Consider the following 18,791-nt stretch of genomic DNA (forward strand, 5'->3'; position numbering starts at 1 on the left):
ATGAGAAACGGCCTCCGTCCCAAAAGCAGGGTGTCCGGGTCGCGCGAGCCCAACAACATAGCCGATTGCGCGCGCAGACACCAGTATTGAATAAAGCCTGAACAAAAAAGGAGGCCGATTGGCCTCCTTCTCCTTACTCTTCCACTTCCAGGCCAGAGCGATTCAGTAAGAATTGAACCAACAACGGCACCGGGCGACCGGTCGAGCCTTTTTCTTTTCCGCCACTTCTCCAAGCGGTACCGGCGATATCTAGGTGCGCCCAGTTGTATTTCTTGGCAAAGCGCGACAAGAAACACCCGGCGGTGATGGTGCCACCACCTTTACCGCCAATGTTGGCCATATCGGCAAACGGGCTGTCGAGCTGCTCTTGGAACTCGTCAGTCATTGGCAGACGCCACGCACGGTCACCGGCTTGCTCTGAGGCGTTAATAATATCGTGCGCCAATGGGTTTTGGTTGGCAATCAAGGCGCTGATGTGGTGGCTCAAGGCCATGATGCACGCGCCCGTTAAGGTCGCCACATCGATCACACACTCTGGCTCATAACGCTCGACATAGGTGAGGGCGTCACACAGTACCAAGCGGCCTTCGGCGTCGGTGTTGAGCACTTCTACTGTCTGGCCTGACATGGTGGTGAGAATATCACCCGGACGATAGGCTTGGCCGTCTGGCATGTTTTCGCAGCCTGCCAGCACCCCAACAACGTTAATCGGTAGGTTGAGCTCGGCCAGCGCGCGCATTACCCCAAACACGGAGGCAGCGCCACCCATGTCGTACTTCATTTCGTCCATGTTGGCGCCAGGCTTGATGGAAATGCCGCCCGAGTCAAAAGTTAGGCCTTTACCCACCAATACAATCGGTTTGGCGTCTGGGTCAGGGTTATTTTTGTACTCCATGATCGACATCATCGACTCATTTTTTGAGCCTCGGCCAACCGCCAAGTACGAATGCATGCCCAGTTTTTCCATTTCTTGCTCGCCGATGATACGGGTTGTGACCGTTTCATAATCGTCGGCAAGGCGACGCGCTTGCGAGGCAAGGTATGCCGGGTTGGCCACGTTCGGTGGCATGTTGCCCAAGTCTTTACAGGCGTTAACGCCAGAGGCAACCGCCAATCCGTGCGCGATGGCGCGCTCACCCAGGTTCAGCTCACGACGTGTTGGCACGTTGAACACCATTTTGCGCAGTGGGCGGCGAATTTCTGGCTTGACGCTTTTGAATTGATTAAAGGTGTACAGGCTATCTTTGGTGCTCTCAACCGCTTGGCGGACTTTCCAGTAGGTGTCGCGCCCTTTAACGTGCAGTTCGGTTAAGAAGCAGACCGCTTCCATCGACCCGGTTTCGTTCAGGGTGTTGATGGTTTTTTTAATGATTTCTTTATACTGACGCTCGCCCAGCTCACGTTCTTTACCGCAGCCGACCAACAGTACGCGCTCTGATAGGACATTCGGGACATGGTGCAGCAGGAGCACTTGGCCGGGTTTACCTTCCAGATCACCGCGGCGCAACAAGGCGCTGATGTAACCATCGCTGATTTTATCAAGCTGCTCGGCCACAGGGGAGAGGCGGCGAGGCTCAAACACACCGACGACAATACAGGCACTGCGTTGCTTTTCGGGGCTACCGCTCTTTACACTGAACTCCATTTGTACTCCTAGATCCTAAAGACAATTGAGACCAAATGTTGGATAATGCCGCCTCTATGTTGTTGAACGCTCTTCATGCGCCCGGATCAGCCGGCGGTCAACAAATGGCCGAAAGATTAGAAAACAACTAATTAAACCAGAAACTATAGTTATTTGAGTAAAAAAACAAGTTTTCCATAGGTGCCTTCGCTTTGATAATTGTTCGATATTTGATCCGGGAGACGGTTAAGACACAAGTTGCAGTCTTATTTGTGTTATTTCTGGTCTTTTTCAGCCAAAAGTTCATCCGTGTGCTGGCCAATGCCACGGAGGGATCGATCCCGAGTGATCAAATTATTACCTTAGTGGGTCTATACATGCCGTCGATGGCGATGTTGATGTTGCCCCTCAGTTTGTATATCGGGATCTTGATCACTTTTGGCCGCTTATATGCCGAGAGTGAGATCACCGTGATGAACGCCACCGGGATCGGCAATGAATTTCTGATCCGCGCGGCGCTTTATTTGGCGATCATTACCGGCTCGGTGGCCGCTTTCAATGCACTCTGGCTAACACCGTGGGCCAATAACCAAGAGTTAGAAGTCATGGAGCAGCTGGAAGCCAAATCAGGGCTGGAGCTGCTGGTGCAAGGCCAATTTCAAAGCGCCCCTTCCGGTGAGGCGGTCATTTTTGTCGATAATATTGAAGATGATGGCCAAACCCTCAATCAGGTCTTTGTTGCCCAGCCGGTGCCGCGTGACTCCTTGTTGCCCAATGTGGTAGTGGCGGATAAAGGCTATGTCTCAGAGTTAACCGATGGCCGCCAAGTACTAGACTTGGTCGATGGCACCCGCACAGAGGGGCTGCCGACCCAGCTTAATTATGGCGTGACCACCTACGAGAACTATCAGGTGTTGATTGGTCAACGCGAAGTGCGCGAGAAAAGCCGCGATTGGGATGCGGTGCCAACGCTGCAATTGTTTGGCGAGTCGAGCTTGAAAGCGCGCGCCGAACTGCAGTGGCGTATCTCCTTGGTATTGTGTATTCCTTTGATGACCATGATTGTGGTGCCATTGTCGGCGGTGAATCCACGCCAAGGGCGGTTTGCTAAGCTATTCCCCGCTATTTTGATTTATCTGGCGTACTTTTTGTCAATCAGTGCCGCCAAATCCGCGGTTGAAGATGGCGATCTCCCCGCTCAAATTGGGCTTTGGAGTGTCAATATCGCTGCCTTGTTATTGGCTGTGGTGCTTGCCGGTTGGGATTCGCTACCGGTGCGAAAACTCAAAGCTAGCTTAAAAGGATCTGCCTGATGTTTCGCATTCTTGATTGGTATATCGGTCGCACGCTGATTGGCACCTCGTCTTTGTGCTTGGCGACCTTGGTGGGGTTGTCAGCGATCATCAAATTTGTGGAGCAGCTGCGCTCGGTGGGTGATGGCACCTACACCATGGGTAAAGCCATTTTATACGTGGTATTGAGTGTTCCCCGTGACATTGAAATGTTTTTCCCAATGGCGGTATTGCTGGGTGCCTTGATTGGTTTAGGGATGCTGGCATCCAGCTCCGAGCTGGTGGTGATGCAGGCGGCGGGCATTTCTAAGCTGCAAATCGGTATGTCGGTGCTCAAAACCGCGATTCCCTTGATGCTCATCGTGATGGTGCTGGGTCAATGGGGCGCGCCTGATGCGCAAAAAGCGGCGCGTGAGTTGCGTGCTATTGCTAAATCAGGCGGCAATGTGATGTCGGTGAGGCGCGGCGTATGGGCGAAAGACGGCAATGACTTTATTTATATTGCTCGCGCCGATGAGCAAGACAACTTGACTGGGGTGAGTATCTGGAAGTTTGACGATCAGCAAAACATGACCAATGTGGTGTTTGCCGAAAGCGCTGACTACCTCAATCAAGACAGTTGGATGCTCAAAGACGTCACCATTACCCGGATGCAAAAGCGCGAAGCGATTTCGAATGTGACGCAAGATCAATTGGTGTGGAAAACCACCCTCACGCCCGACAAACTGGCGGTCGTAACGGTGAAACCCGAGGAGTTATCTTTATCGGGCTTGTACAGTTACGTCACCTATCTGAAAGCCTCACAGCAGGATGCCTCTCGCTATGAGCTTGCGTTATGGCGTAAAGCGGTCCAGCCCTTGTCGATTGCGGTCATGATGTTGCTGGCGCTCAGTTTTGTGTTTGGCCCACTGCGGAGCGTCACCATGGGAGCGCGCGTATTGTCGGGGGTGATCTTTGGCTTTGGCTTTTACATTGCCAATGAAGTCTTTGGGCCAATGAGCTTAGTATACAAATTACCACCAGCGGTTGGAGCCATTACCCCAAGTGTGATTTTCTTAGTGATCACCTTGCTGCTGCTCCGGCGTAAGTTGTAACTCGTCAGGTGCAAACTGTCGCTTGAATAGCGAGTGCTAGAAAAGGATCAAAAAAGGGCCGACATGCTGTCGGCCCTTTGTGTATTACGGATAGGACAGTAAACGCTTAGAAGCGATAGCTCATGCCTAAACGTAGGTCACGCCCTGGCTCAGGCATGCTGCTGCCGCTGCTTAAGGTGAACGAGCTGTGCTCGCTGTATTCCTTGTCGAGCAGGTTGTTGACCGCTAATGAAACCGTGAGCCCTTGGTAGGCCGCTGGCTGCCACTGCGCGCGCACGTCATGCACCACATAGCCGGGCTTCTCGTGATCGCCGTCTTGCACATCAGTCAAGCGCTCAACGCCAGTCAGGGTATAGCCTAAGCTGACATCCGTATCGACCAGCTGATATTGTGTATCCCACACCCAAGTATCACCGACTGACGCGCCGATTGCCATTTCGTCGCCTAGAGGATCGCCGTTTTCATCTTCCATGTCGACATGGCTATAACTGAGCTGTGTATCGAACTGATTGAGCGCCCAACCCACGCGCGCCTCGATGCCTTGGCTAGTGACCTCATCCTCGAGGTTGTAAAGGTAGTGCGGGTCACTGCGGCGATCATACGCCTGGAAGTTTTCTATTCGGGTATTAAAACCGGTGACCGCTAGATTCAGGGTGTCTTGCTTGGTCAACATGCCATAGCCTTGCCACTCAACACCGATTTCTGCTTGTTTAGCCTGTTCGGGTTTTAAGCCTTTTTCTACCTCAACGTCACCGCCAATCAACAATACTTCCCGCGTTTTGGCACCGCGCACGGCTTCGCCGTAGCCGGCATGCAGGCGCAGATTGTCAGTGGCTTGATAGCTCAGCTGCAAGTTAGGAGATATCTCACTGCCATCGACTTCGCCGGCTTGGCCATAGTCGGTGTGGTAATCATCAAAGCGTGCGCCCCATGCAATGCCAAGATCACCGACTGTCATTCTATCTTGTAAAAACAGGCCGATATTACGTGCTTTATCTTGGTTGTTGGCACCGCTGGCTTCATCGTAATCGATATTTTCGGTTTTTTGCTCGAACATATCGACGCCCGTGGTGAGCGCATGTTGCACCACGCCAGTCTCAAAGCGCATCTGGTTACGAATATCGCCGCCGATATTCCGGGCACGGCTAAAGGTTTCGCTTTCAATCCGATCCAGATCCAAGGTGTTTTGGTATAGTTTGGTGGTCAATTCAATCCAGTCGGAATCCGGCGCCCAGCGGTGTTGGAACGATAAGGTTTCGCGCTCGGTTTCTTGATAGCTGCGTGACTGACGGCTGAAGTAGGGCATATGAGCACGGACAAAGTAATCGCCCTGATCGGTACGACGCTCGGCACTGACACGGACATCGTGATCGCCGTGATTGAGCAGTGACAACTTCAGCAGATAACTACGTTGTTGGCTCGCTGTGGCTGGCTGCAGATCTCCGCCGCCGTGACGATAGTCATCACTATTGCGGCCTTTCATGTAGGCAAGAATCCCCAAGGATTCACCTAAGCGGCCATAGACGGCAGAGCTGCCAGAGGTGGCATTGGCTGCGCTTTCAAGGCCGCCTGCGAGGCGGGCCCCGATGGTTTGGCCGGGACGTAGCATGTCTTGTGCGTCTTTGGTTTCAAAGCGCACACTGCCGCCCAGCGCACCAGGCCCGCTGTCGGCACTGGCGGGGCCTGACTCGACCCCGACTCGTTTGAGAAGCTCGGGTTCAATATTTAAACGGCCTTGATGGTGGAATAGGTAACCACCTTGTGCGGCACCGTCGACGGTGATGTTGAGATTAGTATCTTCCACCCCGCGCAGATAGACTTTCTGTCCGGCACCGACGCCACCACCGACATTGATGCTGGCGTTGTCTCGGAACATGTCTTCCAGATCTTGCGCCTGACGGGCTTCAAGCTCCTCAGCGCTGACCGCCATATTGCCTTGCAGGCTATCGGCGGTGACGGTCACCGTTTCGACAGGTTGTGTCTCTTGGGCATGTGTGGGGAGGCTAAGGGTGCCCGCGGTGACGAGCGCGAGGGTAAGCGGATTTAAACGTAAATGCATGTCATACTCCTATGCAAATAGTTATCATTTGTTTGTGGTGAGACTATATCAGGCACAAATAGTATTCACTAATAAAAAAACTAATAAAAACCATTATCATGAGTGTTTGTGTCTGTTTTGTATGTGATCAAGAGATAGATGTTGCGATTATGTTTTTTCTTGAAGATCAAAAAGAAAGAAAAGGGTAAAGAGAAAGCAATGCGATTGACAAAGACAAGATAAAGTGTGGGAAACGCGGATGGTGAAGCAGACGAATACGTACCGACGTCAAAAAGCCGATCACAGAGGTCGGCTTATAGGTGAGTCGCTTGTCGTGAGCGTTAGGTGTGTCACTGTGATGAGTTGTCGTCACCTACATACTGGAAGGCTTTGATTACGCGCTCGACACCACGGACATTGCGGGCGATATCTACCGCTTTGTCTGCCTGCGCTTGGGTGACGGCACCCATTAAAAACACTTCTCTGGCTTCAGTGATCACCTTGATGTTGACCGAACGCAATTGATCGTCCGCCACAAATGCGGCTTTCACGCGGGTCGTGAGCCAGCCATCGGTGCTGATATCGGCAAGGCCAATCATCGGCGCGTCGCGCACTTCGTTATAGACGACGTCGACATTGTCCAATGCGCGAATACGCTCAACCAATTGCTCGGTCAGAGCCGGATCGGTGCTTTGCCCCACTAACAGTGCTTGCCCTTGAAAAGCGGCCGCTTTCGCACGAATTTTGTTTCTAAACGGCGGTTTATTAACAATCCCAGCGGTGTTTAGGCCAATTTGTGTGTCTTGCCACTCCTCGCCGGTGGTGCGTGGGTCGGAGGAGTACACGGTAGAGCATGCTTGCAAGGCAAGCGCAAACATCAAGGTGATTATCAGGCGCATAGTTTATTCTCCGTGAGAAGGGAAGAGCACCTGATCAATAAGGTCGCATAAGCAGTGTACGGTGAGTAAGTGCCCTTCTTGGATCCGTGCGGTACGTTGTGATGGAATGCGGATCTCGACATCGCGCTGCCCGAGCAATCCGGCCATTTCGCCACCGTCTTTGCCGGTCATCGCAATAATAGTCATATCACGGGTCACCGCCGCTTCCATGGCTTTGATGATGTCTTTGCTGTTACCACTGGTGGAAATCGCCAGCAAGATATCGCCAGCTTGCCCCAAGGCGCGCACTTGTTTGGAAAACACTTCATCATGGCTATAGTCATTGGCCACCGCCGTTAAGGTGGTGGTGTCTGTGGTCAGTGCTAACGCTGGCAGGCTGGGGCGCTCGGTTTCAAAGCGATTAAGCAAGCAAGAGGCGAAATGCTGGGCATTGGCGGCTGAGCCACCGTTACCACAACACAGGATTTTATTGCCATTAAGCAGGCTTTGTACCATCACCTGAGCCGATTGTGACAGGTACTCAGGAATTGCCTCAGCGGCAGCTATCTGGGTTTGAATACTTTCGGTAAAGCTCTCTTTGATGCTCTCTAGCATGACTTACCCTTGAACAATGTTTTTAATCCAGTTGACCGCCTCAACACTGCCATCAAAGGTGACGGCGTCAAAGCGAAATTCTGTTTGTGTACTTTTTACCCCGTGGCACTGCATCCAGCGTTCTGCCGCGAGAATTAAACGCTTTTGCTTAGCGGCGGTAATACTGGCCGCTGCGCCGCCAAAACCTTGTCCGCGGCGAAAACGGACTTCGACGAACACCAAGCAGGTGCCGTCTTGCATCACCAGATCGATTTCCCCGCGGCGACTGTGCGCGTTTTTATCTAAAACGCGGAGCCCGTGTCGCACGAGGTACTGGCAAGCGTGTGCCTCGTAAGCTTGTCCTTTCGCTCTAGGCTGAGGACGTATCACTGCGCATCCTGCGTGGTTTGAGTGGTAATCGGCTCGATGTCTGTTTTGCCAAATCGCGCCCAGTCCAGCTGCCGATGAATAACACAGTGTTCCGCCAGTGATAATTGGCCTGTTTGGCCACTCAATTGGTAGCCAGGTTGTGCCTGCATTTGCGGTAACCCTTTCAGCAGGCCGTATGCATCCATTCCAAGCGCGTGTAAACGCGTGGTGTTGTTGCTCGGCGATGGATGGCGCTGCTGGTATTGTTGATACGCTGCACTTTGGGGGCTAATCAGCAGCGGAATATCACTAAACTCGATCCCTTGCAGTTCGGCTAATTGCCCCATGCCGTCTGCGCGATTGTTACTGCGTGAGCTGGCGTACAGCTTGGGTGGCTGCACATCCGGATTAATGGCCACTTCGATAAAGGGCTTGAGCAAGGTCAGCTCGGCGGCACCGGCGACCATATACACGGCATCAATGTCCCGACGACTGCGCGCTTGTGATTGCAACGGCAAGTCGGTGAGTTGCTTCATTTGAGCGATTCGGCGTTGGCTGGCGTCCAAGCCGAAAATATCACGGATGCGCGCTTGCATTTTATCGCGATCACCCAGCGGTGCTTGTTCTACCTCGGTGTCGGTCAGTGATTGCCAACGCGTGGAAAAGGCATCGCGCATTCGCTGTCCAAAGGCAGAGTCAGGATAGAGCACCAACGGGAATTGGTACCCTTGTTGGTGCAAGCGATCGGCCGCTTGCGCTGCCTCTTGTTCGGGGGATAAGGTGAAATAACATACCCCTTGCTGGTAGCGATCATCCGTGGGTTCATTCAGTGCCAACAAAGGCACTTGTCCGGCAATGGCGTTGCTGACGGCGGCTACTTTGTGTTTTTGCAAAGGCCCGACGACAAAATCGACGCCGTCATCAGTGATCCGCCGGGTGAGCGTTTTAACGTCTAACGCGTTGGTGTCATAAAAACGGACTTCAGGGCGTTGCTCGCTATCAGCATCCAGCATGGCCTCGACAAAACCATCGCGAATCGCATCCCCTTGCTCGGAGAATTTGTCAGTCAATGGCAACATCACGCCAACACGGGTCGGTTGGGTGATAGTCAACGCTTGAATGTCGGCCAAGTTATCTGGGAGATACTGGTTGGCGGGATGCGCAGGGTGCGACGCTAAATAGGCATCCAACTGGCTTTGCATCTCAGCAACATCGCCGGTGTAACGACGGGCAATATCAAGTAACGCAACCCAGCCGGCGAGAATGTCATCATCGCTGTTTTGCAGCTGTTTGATTTCATTTTGGCTCAGTAACTGTAAATCTTGCCACAAGGTATTCCATGCCTGCTGCGCGTCATCGGCGTTGGCATAATTCGCTAATTGGTACTGGTTTTTTACCGCATCGAGCGCCTGATCTTGCTGGCGGGCAATCTTGGCCTTTTGCTGGTAAAAGCGGACATACTGATTGTCGTTAAGTTGCCAGTCAGGTGAAAGCACCAGCACCTGATTGGCGTCGGCAAGTTGGCCGGTTTGTGCGTAAAAGCGCGCCCGAGCCAGTGTCCACTCAATACGCTGCTCGGTATTGAGTTGGCGTTCTGACAAGCGCTGCAATAGCACGTCCGCTTGGTTAAACTGCTGCTCGTTAATCAGCGCTTTGATCGCCAGTAGATACCAGTCGTTTTGCTTCTCGCCTTGGCTGGTTTCCGCTTGCAACAGGTAAAATGTCGAGTTCTCTGTTGCTGGCTGACTGATGACATCACGCGCGGTTGGCGTGGTGGACGGCGCACTACATGCAGCCAGCGCTAACGCTAGGGCTACAGGGGTGATAAGTCGTGTTACACTTTGACGCTTCTGGGTAAGTTTAACCATGAACATGTTTCAACCGTGACAACGTTGCCCCTATCTTAATCGCCGAAGGGTTGTTAAACAAATGACTGATGCAAATCTATCCGACCATGCTCATCCCACGCTGTATATTGTGCCAACACCGATAGGCAACTTGGCGGATATTACCCAGCGTGCACTCGATGTGTTAGCCAGCGTGGATCTGGTTGCTGCCGAAGACACGCGTCACACCGCACGATTGCTCTCGCATTTTTCTATCAATGCGAAGACCTTTGCCTTACATGAGCATAACGAGCAGCAAAAAGCGGCGGCATTATTAGCGCGCTTGCAACAAGGCCAGTCAGTTGCATTAGTCTCGGACGCGGGGACGCCGCTGATTAGCGACCCTGGCTACCATCTGGTCACGCAATGCCGTGAAGCGGGTGTTCGCGTGGTGCCTCTGCCAGGCGCTTGCGCGGTGGTGACCGCATTAAGTGCTTCTGGTTTGCCTTCAGACCGCTTTAGTTTTGAAGGGTTCCTACCGCCTAAGACAAAAGCACGTCAGGATACGTTCCGCACCTTGGCCGATGATCCTCGCACCTTGATTTTCTATGAATCGCCGCACCGGATTCGCGACAGTTTAGCGGATATGCGTGAAGTGCTGGGTGAGGATCGGCGCGTGGTATTGGCGCGTGAGCTGACCAAAACCTTTGAAACCATTCATGGCGCACCGTTAGGCGAACTGATTGCGTGGTTAAATGAAGATGCCAACCGGCTACGCGGTGAAATGGTATTATTGGTAGCAGGTTATCGCGCCGATAAAAGTGCGTTGCCGTCGGCGGCGTGTCATGCCCTCGGTTTATTGGCCTCTGAGCTACCTCTGAAAAAGGCGGCGGCATTAGTCGCGGAATTGTATTCGGTTAAAAAGAACGCACTCTATAAGTGGGGCTTGGAGAATCTGTAGCTAAGCGTGATTTACACTGGCTTGCGTGGTGATTCTTCTATATACTCCCCCGCTCGAGTTGGCCGGGTAACCGCTGCTTTATTGATGTCCCACGGGAGACTGATGAAGGGGAGGAAAGTCCGGGCTCCTCAGGGCAGGGTGCCAGGTAACGCCTGGGAGGCGCGAGCCTACGACCAGTGCAGCAGAGAGTAGACCGCCGATGGCTCTTCGGAGCACAGGTAAGGGTGAAAGGGTGCGGTAAGAGCGCACCGCGCGGCTGGCAACAGTGCGTGGCACGGTAAACTCCACCCGGAGCAAGACCAAATAGGTCCCTATTGGCGCGGCCCGCGTTTGGGGACGGGTAGGTTGCTGGAGCCTGTGAGCGATTGCAGGCCTAGACGAATGGTTACCGCCGTTTTTACGGTACAGAACCCGGCTTACAGGCCAACTCACCTCATTATCGGGCGAGCCTTTTGGGCTCGCCCTCTCTTTTTCAGCGTTTGAGTCAGACGATTTGGTTATAACCTCATGTAGCAGATTGGCTAACTCAAGGATTAACCCGCTGAAATATCTCTTTAATCTCCCTAAGTGTGATCCTTATCACTGTCATGGCTTGCTTGACTTTCTTTTTACCTGCTACGTACACTTCTGGGTGGGAAAATGTGGTGTAAAGTGGATAATCTTGGTGAAAAAGGGAAAATAGCGCCATGCTACGCGGCGTCAGTGCCATATCGGTCGACAAGAAAGGGCGACTCGCCCTACCCACTCGCTATCGCGATGGCTTAATTACCCATTGTGACGGCCAATTTGTGTGCACGATCGATCACCAGCTCCCTTGTTTGGCCTTGTATCCTGTGCCTGAGTGGGAAGTGATAGAAGACAAGCTTGCACAGTTATCGAGCTTTCAGCCGGCAGAACGGCGTTTACAGCGCTTGTTACTCGGCCATGCCTTTGATTGTGAGATGGATGGCCAAGGCCGGCTATTACTGTCCGCGGCGCTGCGCCAGTATGCGGGGCTTGAGGGCAAAGCGATGCTGGTGGGCCAACTCAACAAGTTTGAGATTTGGGATGAGCAAACATGGCAGGCACAAATTCGCCAGGATATGGACACACAGGCGGAATCAACCCCGATGATCAGTGAGCGGTTAGCTGACCTCTCTCTGTAAATAATGAAGTGAACTTATGTCAGAACAGTATACCCATGTTTCCGTCCTATTGAACGAATCGGTAGACGGCCTCGCGATAAAGCCAGACGGCATTTATGTCGATGGCACCTTTGGTCGCGGCGGTCACTCTCGCCATATCTTATCGCAGCTGGGTGAAAACGGGCGTTTGTACGCCATTGATCGCGACCCTCGCGCGATTGAAGAAGCCAGCACCATTGACGATCCTCGCTTTCAAATTATTCATGGTCCTTTTTCTGATATCGAGGCCTATCTGCGTGACCGGGGCTTGAGTGAAAAAGTGGATGGCATCTTGCTCGATCTGGGCGTGTCGTCTCCGCAGCTGGACGATCCTAGCCGTGGATTCAGCTTTATGCATGACGGCCCTTTAGATATGCGCATGGATCCCAGTAGCGGCCAGTCAGCGGCGCAGTGGTTAGCAACCGCTAGCCCAGACGACATTGCTTGGGTGTTAAAAGTGTTTGGTGAAGAGCGTTTTGCTCGCCGGATTGCCAACGCGATTGTGCGTCATCGTGAGGACGAAGAAGCGACACCGCTTACTACCACTAACCAGCTGGCGAAGCTGATTGATCATGCGGTGCCGTTTAGAGAAAAGAAAAAACACCCAGCGACGCGCAGTTTTCAAGCGATCCGCATTTATATCAACAGTGAATTGGATGAGATTGAGCAAGCACTGCAAGGGGCGCTGGCAAGCCTCGCCCCCGGTGGCCGTTTGTCTGTGATCAGCTTTCACTCGTTAGAAGATCGAATGGTGAAGCGCTTTATTCGTAAACAAAGTAAAGGCCCAGACGTGCCCAAAGGCGTGCCTTTGACTGAAGCGCAGATCGCGGAGCTTGGCTCGGCGGCGATGAAGCCCATTGGTAAGGCAATTAAACCGTCAGCTGATGAGGTGGAGCAAAACGCACGTGCGCGTAGTTCGGTATTACGCATCGCGGAGAAACTAGGGTAAATCATGGAGCCGCGCCCCAGCCTTGCCAAACAGATTCGTCAGGACGTGCTGGCCATCGGTAAGTTGCCGTTGGGGTTGTTGGTGGCGGTATTGCTATCAGCGATCGCTGTGGTGTCGATGACGCAATCGACCCGTAGTTTGATAGCCAAACAAGATGCGCTGCTTGAGCAGCGCGAAACCCTTGAAGTGGAGTGGCGAAATCAATTGCTGGAAGAAAACGCGTTATCAGAACACAGCCATGTGGAGGCCGTCGCGCGTGAGGATTTTGGCATGATTCGACCAACCAGTGATAACGAAGTGATCGTCAAACGATCTTTGAGTAATAGCCGGTGAAAAAACGTTCTAGCAAGCCTGCCAATCGCCGTACACCGAAAGCGCCACCTGTGCTGATCCAGTGGCGCTTTGGCCTTATTTGCGCGTTTATCGCCTTGGCCTTGGTCGCACTGGTGGCACGTGCGGCGTATATCCAAGTGATTGAGCCCGATAGGCTGCGTCATGAGGGGGATTTGCGCTCAGTACGGGTTGAACAAGTGCATTCCGCGCGTGGGATGATTGAAGACCGCCAAGGTGAGCCGTTGGCGGTCAGTGTCCCCGTGCAAGCGGTGTGGGCCGATCCGGTGACCGTATTTAAACACCAGGGGCTCAACAACGTTGAACGCTGGTACGCGCTGGCTGATGTACTGGGCCTAGACCGCCAGGCGCTGATTGACAAAATTCAAGCGAATCGCAAGCGGCGTTTTGTTTATCTGCAGCGCCAAGTACGCCCCGCAATGGCTGCGTATGTAAACAAGCTCGACTTGCCCGGTGTCGGTCTTAAAGCCGAGTCCCGCCGTTTTTATCCTAGTGCTGAGGTAAGTGCCCACTTAGTGGGGATGACAGGCATTGACGGCCATGGCTTGGAAGGGATTGAACGGCGGTTTGATGACTGGCTTGCTGGAGAGCATGGCAAGCGCACTGTGCGCAAAGACAGATTTGGCCGTGTGGTCGAGCATATTGCCACCGAAGACAAAAAAGAAGGCCAGTCACTCACGCTCAGTATCGACCAGCGTTTGCAAGCCATCGCTTATCGTGCGATTAAGCAAGCGGTGGCTGATTATCGCGCCACGTCCGGCTCGTTGGTGATGGTGGATGTCAAAACCGGCGAAGTGATGGCCATGGTGAACGCCCCCTCCTATAACCCTAACAACCGCAGCTCGCTGAAAAGCTTTAATATGCGTAACCGCGCGATTACTGATGTGTTTGAACCGGGCTCAACCATGAAGCCTTTTGTGGTACTCACTGCCTTAGAAAACGGTGTTGCCGATATGGACACCGTAATAGATACCGGTAATGGCATCATGCAAATCGGGGGAAGTCGCGTGCGGGATGTCTCCAAAGTGGGTAAAGCCAATCTCGCACGGATCCTCAAAAAATCGAGCAACATCGGTGTCAGTAAGCTGTCGTTGGCGATGCCCGTGGAGACCCTGTTGGGCGAATACGGTAGCTTTGGCCTCGGGGCAAGTACTGGCGTCGAGTTGGTAGGTGAATCGGTAGGGCACTTCCCCTCACGCCGCCGCTGGTCAGACTTTGAACGGGCGACGCTGGCCTTTGGTTATGGCTTGTCAGTGACGCCGGCGCAACTGGCGCGTGCCTATGCCACGCTCGGCTCGTTGGGCATCAATCGACCGCTGAGTATTTTAAAGCGCGAGGGAGTGACTGAAGGGAAACAAGTCGCCTCGCGTGCAAATGTGTATAAAGTGCTGCAAATGCTAGAGGGCGTGACCCAAGAAGGCGGGAGTGCACGCCGTGCTGCGGTGGACGGTTACCGAGTCGGGGCGAAAACTGGTACCGCGAAAGTGGCAGTAGCGGGCGGTTATGGCGATGAGTATATCGGTTATACCGCGGGCCTGGCACCGATTAGTGATCCCAAACTGGCGATGGTGGTGGTGATCAACGAGCCACAAGGCGACAAGTATTATGGTGGCCAGGTGGCGGCGCCGGTGTTTTCTGATGTGATGAAAAGCGCGCTCCAGATCTTAAACATTGCACCGGATGCGGGCACAGGCCCTGAGTTGCAAGTGGCTAAGTATGCAAGTGAAGTGAACCAGAATGAATGATTTAAACCAATGGCTGAGTCCGTGGCTGGCCGATGCGCCGAGCGTCCCAGTCAAGCAGATGACACTCGACAGTCGCTGCGTCGGTGATGGAGATGTGTTTGTGGCGGTGCAAGGCCATCAGGTCGATGGTCGCCAGTTTATTCAGGCTGCGATTGAGGCAGGCGCGGTGGCCGTGGTGCAACAAGGTGAAAACGACCAGATAGCCTGGCGCGATCAAGTGCCAGTGATCAGCTTGCGCGCGTTACCTCATGCGCTCTCTGCGATGGCGGCGCGCTTTTATCAGGATCCTCAGCAACACCTCGGGTTGATTGGTGTCACCGGAACCAATGGCAAAACCACGGTGTCGCAACTGATTGCTCAGTGGCTTGACGCGCTCGATCAACGCACGGCGGTGATGGGTACCACGGGCAACGGCTTTATTGGTGCGCTGAAAGCCGCTGACAACACCACTGGGGACGCGATTAGTATTCAAGCGCAATTAGCCGATTTTGTTCAGCAAGGGGCCAGCCATGTCGCGATGGAAGTGTCATCGCACGGTTTGGTGCAAGGGCGCGTGGCCAGCCTTGCCTTTGATGCCGCGGTGTTTACCAATTTAAGTCATGATCACCTTGACTACCACGGCACTCTCGACGCCTACGCCGAGGCGAAAAAGCAACTGTTTGCGTTAGGCTCGCCACTTAAAGTCATCAATGCGGATGATAGTGTTGGTCGCTCCTGGCTACAGCAATGGCCAGAGGCTATCGCGGTCGCCATGGACGCAGCTTCACTGCAAGCCCACAAAGGCCGATTTGTGCGCGCGACCTCGGTCGCCTATGCCAGCGACGGTGTGCGGGTGCAGATCGACTCATCCTGGGGACAAGGCGAGATCCATGCCGCATTAGTGGGAGATTTTAATGTCAGCAATTTGCTAGTGAGCTTGGCGACCTTATTGGGGCTGGGCTACCCATTAGCGCCGTTATTGGCGGTGGCCCCGCAGTTGCAAGCTGTCACAGGGCGGATGGAGGTTTTTCTCGCTGCTGACAAACCGACCGTTGTGGTTGATTATGCTCACACGCCCGATGCGCTGGAGAAAGCGCTGCTTGCGTTGCGACGTCATTGTAAAGGCGCGCTGTGGTGCATCTTTGGCTGCGGCGGCGATCGGGATACACGCAAGCGGCCGTTAATGGCCCGTTTGGCGGAGCAGCACGCCGATCATGTGGTATTGACCAATGATAACCCACGTAGTGAAGACCCCGAGACCATTACCCAAGACATGCTTACGGGGATGCTGGCGCCAGAGCGCGCGTGGGTGAAGCATGATCGTGCCGACGCGGTGACTCAGGTCATTCAAAAAGCGAACACTGATGACATTGTGCTGATTGCAGGCAAGGGTCATGAAGATTACCAAATTTTGGCGCACGGCAAGGTGCATTATTCCGACCGAGAGACGGTGGCGGCACAACTCAAGGAGTTATCATGATTCGGACCTCACTCGATACGCTTGCGCATGCGGTGAACGCGACGATATTGCATCGAGAGCTTGTGCCTGAAGATGACCAGATTGGGGCGATCACCACAGATACCCGCGAGCTTGGCGAAGGGGCGATGTTTGTTGCCTTAAAAGGGGAGCGCTTTGATGGCCATGACTTTGCAGAGCAAGCTAAAGCGGCTGGTGCAGCGGCGATAGTGGTCGAGCGTCCGCTGGATGTCGCGATACCCCAATTGCGGGTGGAGGACACGCGTATTGCCCTTGGCCAACTCGGGGCGTGGGTAAAAAGCCAGTGTCAGGTACCCACCATTGCCATCACCGGCAGCTGTGGCAAAACCACGGTAAAGCAAATGCTGGCGGCTATTCTGGCACAAAAAGGCCCGACCCTAGCTACTGCGGGCAATTTTAATAATGATATTGGTGTGCCGCTGACCCTGTTTCGGCTGACCTCTGAGCACCAATATGCAGTGATTGAGCTGGGGGCGAACCATATTGGCGAAATCGCCTACACCACGTCGTTGGTGAAACCGGATATTGCTATGGTAACCAACCTGGCTGCGGCGCATCTTGAGGGGTTTGGCTCAATGGAAGGAGTGGCGATTGCCAAAGGTGAGATCTACCAAGGTTTGCCAGAAGGTGGCATTGCACTGGTGAATCAACATAGCCACGGCGACGAAAAGTGGCAAGCGGTGCTGGCCGACAAGCAGGTGATCCCCGTCACTGACACCGAAGCGGCGCCACTGAAGTTGATAGATAGCATGCTCACCGATGCCGGCTGTTATCAAATCACCTTAAATGATGGCCAGATGCAAAAAACGGTCACCTTGCCATTGCCCGGGGTGCACAATATCACTAATGCACTGATGGCCGGCTGCGCGGCGATGCAGCTGCCGGGCGTGGGGTTAGACGATGTAGTGAGCGGCTTAGCAGCGATGGAAAATGCCGCGGGGCGCACCCAGGTCACTGAGCCTCGACCAGGCTTGAGGTTGATTGATGACACCTATAACGCCAGTGTGCCGGCAATGAAATCCGCGATTGATGTGCTGGCCAGCTACCCAGGGGAGCGTTGGCTCATTGTGGGCGATATGGCTGAGCTGGGGCAATACAGTGAACAAATGCACCGTGAAGTGGGAGAGCATGCTGAAAAAGCACAGTTAGACCGCGTGTTCACGACCGGAAACGATAGCCGTGTGATCAGCGAATGCTGTGGCGGTGACCATTTTGATAGTAAAGAGGCGCTCATTGCGCACGTAGTAGCCATGATAAATACACAGACACCTAACACCATTCTTATTAAAGGCGCTCGCGGGATGGCGATGGAAGCCGTTGTTGCCGCCATCAAGGAGGCTTGCTAATGCTTTTATGGTTAGCGGAAGCGCTACAAAACCTTTTACCCTCGATGCGGTTGTTTGAATACCTGACGTTCCGAGCGATTGTGAGTGCATTAACCGCACTATTGTTCTCGCTATGGGCCGGGCCGCGTTTGATTAAACGCCTACAATCGATGCAAATTGGCCAAGTGGTGCGCGAAGAGGGCCCTGAATCTCATTTTAGCAAGCGTGGCACGCCGACCATGGGCGGGGTGCTGATTGTTGCTGCCATCAGTTTAACCGTCTTTTTATGGGCGGACTTGGCTAACCCTTATGTGTGGGCGGTGATGGTTGTCCTGCTTGGCTATGGCGCGGTGGGCTTTGTCGATGATTATCGCAAAGTGGTGCGCAAAAATACCGATGGTTTGGTCGCGCGCTGGAAGTATTTCTGGCAATCCGCCATTGCGTTAGGGGTGGCGTTTGCCCTGTATGCGCACGGCAAGGACACCGCAGCCACTCAGTTGGTGGTGCCGTTTTTCAAAGACGTGATGCCGCAGCTTGGCCTGTTTTATGTGGTCTTTACCTACTTTGTGATTGTCGGCACCAGCAATGCGGTGAACCTGACGGATGGCCTCGATGGGTTGGCGATTTTGCCCACCGTGATGGTCGCCGGTGGGTTTGCCTTTATTGCGTGGGCAACCGGGAACGTCAACTTTGCCAGCTACCTGCATATTCCGTATATCCAATACAGCAGTGAGCTGGTAGTGGTATGTGCTGCGATTGTCGGGGCGGGGCTGGGCTTTTTGTGGTTTAACACCTACCCGGCGCAAGTATTTATGGGGGATGTGGGCTCGCTGGCATTAGGCGGCGCGCTCGGCACCATCGCGGTATTGGTGCGTCAAGAGCTGCTACTGATCATCATGGGCGGGGTGTTCGTGATGGAAACTGTATCGGTGATCTTACAGGTCGGTTCTTATAAATTGCGTGGTCAGCGCATTTTTCGCATGGCACCGATTCATCACCACTATGAGCTAAAAGGCTGGCCGGAGCCGCGAGTGATCGTGCGCTTTTGGATCATTTCGTTGATGCTGGTGCTGATTGCGCTGGCCACACTCAAGGTACGCTAATC

Annotated in this window: 16 protein-coding genes and 1 other RNA gene; 11 read left to right on the top strand and 6 right to left on the bottom strand. The window is 53.6% G+C overall.

Annotation, left to right across the window (positions count from 1 at the left end):
• Positions 1-133: 133 nt before the first annotated feature.
• Complete coding sequence (gene pepA, locus C7A19_RS07170) at positions 134-1,645, bottom strand: leucyl aminopeptidase (protein WP_077578689.1); 1,512 nt, start codon at positions 1,643-1,645, stop codon at positions 134-136.
• A 191-nt stretch (positions 1,646-1,836) separates the two neighbouring features.
• Between pepA and lptF the strand changes: the two genes are divergently transcribed.
• Both lptF and lptG read left to right on the top strand, forming a co-directional pair.
• Positions 1,837-2,937, top strand: coding sequence for an LPS export ABC transporter permease LptF (lptF, locus tag C7A19_RS07175; RefSeq protein WP_069363338.1), 1,101 nt, complete (start codon positions 1,837-1,839; stop codon positions 2,935-2,937).
• Positions 2,937-4,010, top strand: coding sequence for an LPS export ABC transporter permease LptG (gene lptG, locus C7A19_RS07180; RefSeq protein WP_069363339.1), 1,074 nt, complete (start codon positions 2,937-2,939; stop codon positions 4,008-4,010). The genes lptF and lptG overlap by 1 nt, the downstream gene beginning before the upstream one ends.
• 106 nt (positions 4,011-4,116) lie before the next feature.
• On the opposite strand, the gene C7A19_RS07185 is transcribed toward lptG, so the two are convergent.
• From C7A19_RS07185 to C7A19_RS07205, 5 genes are all read right to left on the bottom strand, one after another.
• A complete protein-coding gene (locus C7A19_RS07185; RefSeq protein WP_116644565.1) occupies positions 4,117-6,069 on the bottom strand; it encodes a TonB-dependent receptor in 1,953 nt (650 codons plus the stop codon).
• A gap of 329 nt (positions 6,070-6,398) precedes the next feature.
• Positions 6,399-6,947 (bottom strand): BON domain-containing protein, encoded by a 549-nt coding sequence (locus C7A19_RS07190; protein ID WP_077520903.1) that lies wholly within the window; start codon positions 6,945-6,947, stop codon positions 6,399-6,401.
• A gap of 3 nt (positions 6,948-6,950) precedes the next feature.
• Entirely contained in the window at positions 6,951-7,541 is a 591-nt protein-coding gene (locus C7A19_RS07195) for a phosphoheptose isomerase (protein WP_046073955.1), read from the bottom strand.
• A 3-nt stretch (positions 7,542-7,544) separates the two neighbouring features.
• Complete coding sequence (locus tag C7A19_RS07200; RefSeq protein WP_077520900.1) at positions 7,545-7,910, bottom strand: YraN family protein; 366 nt, start codon at positions 7,908-7,910, stop codon at positions 7,545-7,547.
• Positions 7,907-9,757, bottom strand: coding sequence for a penicillin-binding protein activator (locus tag C7A19_RS07205; RefSeq protein WP_162300256.1), 1,851 nt, complete (start codon positions 9,755-9,757; stop codon positions 7,907-7,909). The genes C7A19_RS07200 and C7A19_RS07205 overlap by 4 nt, the downstream gene beginning before the upstream one ends.
• A 61-nt stretch (positions 9,758-9,818) precedes the next feature.
• Here C7A19_RS07205 and rsmI point away from each other — a divergent pair, with 61 nt between their 5' ends.
• The 9 genes from rsmI (at position 9,819) to mraY (ending at position 18,789) form a co-directional block, all read left to right on the top strand.
• Positions 9,819-10,676 carry a 16S rRNA (cytidine(1402)-2'-O)-methyltransferase gene (gene rsmI, locus C7A19_RS07210; RefSeq protein ID WP_116644567.1) on the top strand — a complete coding sequence of 286 codons (858 nt, stop codon included), beginning with the start codon at positions 9,819-9,821 and terminating at the stop codon, positions 10,674-10,676.
• A 54-nt stretch (positions 10,677-10,730) separates the two neighbouring features.
• Positions 10,731-11,111, top strand: an RNA gene (gene rnpB, locus C7A19_RS07215) — RNase P RNA component class A.
• A 251-nt stretch (positions 11,112-11,362) separates the two neighbouring features.
• Positions 11,363-11,821 (top strand): division/cell wall cluster transcriptional repressor MraZ, encoded by a 459-nt coding sequence (gene mraZ / locus C7A19_RS07220; RefSeq protein ID WP_069363346.1) that lies wholly within the window; start codon positions 11,363-11,365, stop codon positions 11,819-11,821.
• Positions 11,822-11,837: 16 nt separating this feature from the next.
• The gene (gene rsmH / locus C7A19_RS07225; protein ID WP_116644568.1) at positions 11,838-12,788 is read left to right on the top strand and encodes a 16S rRNA (cytosine(1402)-N(4))-methyltransferase RsmH; all 951 of its coding nucleotides are present in this window, start codon (positions 11,838-11,840) and stop codon (positions 12,786-12,788) included.
• A gap of 3 nt (positions 12,789-12,791) precedes the next feature.
• Positions 12,792-13,121 carry a cell division protein FtsL gene (gene ftsL / locus C7A19_RS07230; protein ID WP_069363348.1) on the top strand — a complete coding sequence of 110 codons (330 nt, stop codon included), beginning with the start codon at positions 12,792-12,794 and terminating at the stop codon, positions 13,119-13,121.
• Positions 13,118-14,884: a penicillin-binding transpeptidase domain-containing protein gene (locus C7A19_RS07235; RefSeq protein WP_077650458.1), complete on the top strand. Its 1,767-nt coding sequence runs from the start codon at positions 13,118-13,120 to the stop codon at positions 14,882-14,884. The genes ftsL and C7A19_RS07235 overlap by 4 nt, the downstream gene beginning before the upstream one ends.
• Complete coding sequence (murE, locus tag C7A19_RS07240) at positions 14,877-16,343, top strand: UDP-N-acetylmuramoyl-L-alanyl-D-glutamate--2,6-diaminopimelate ligase (protein WP_116644569.1); 1,467 nt, start codon at positions 14,877-14,879, stop codon at positions 16,341-16,343. Before C7A19_RS07235 ends, murE begins: the two co-directional genes overlap by 8 nt.
• Positions 16,340-17,707, top strand: coding sequence for a UDP-N-acetylmuramoyl-tripeptide--D-alanyl-D-alanine ligase (gene murF, locus C7A19_RS07245; protein ID WP_116644570.1), 1,368 nt, complete (start codon positions 16,340-16,342; stop codon positions 17,705-17,707). The genes murE and murF overlap by 4 nt, the downstream gene beginning before the upstream one ends.
• Positions 17,707-18,789 (top strand): phospho-N-acetylmuramoyl-pentapeptide-transferase, encoded by a 1,083-nt coding sequence (gene mraY / locus C7A19_RS07250; RefSeq protein ID WP_046073965.1) that lies wholly within the window; start codon positions 17,707-17,709, stop codon positions 18,787-18,789. The genes murF and mraY overlap by 1 nt, the downstream gene beginning before the upstream one ends.
• The last annotated feature ends 2 nt before the right edge of the window (positions 18,790-18,791 follow it).

Origin of the sequence: Salinivibrio sp. HTSP (assembly GCF_003390965.1) — a bacterium.
GTDB lineage: Bacteria > Pseudomonadota > Gammaproteobacteria > Enterobacterales > Vibrionaceae > Salinivibrio > Salinivibrio kushneri.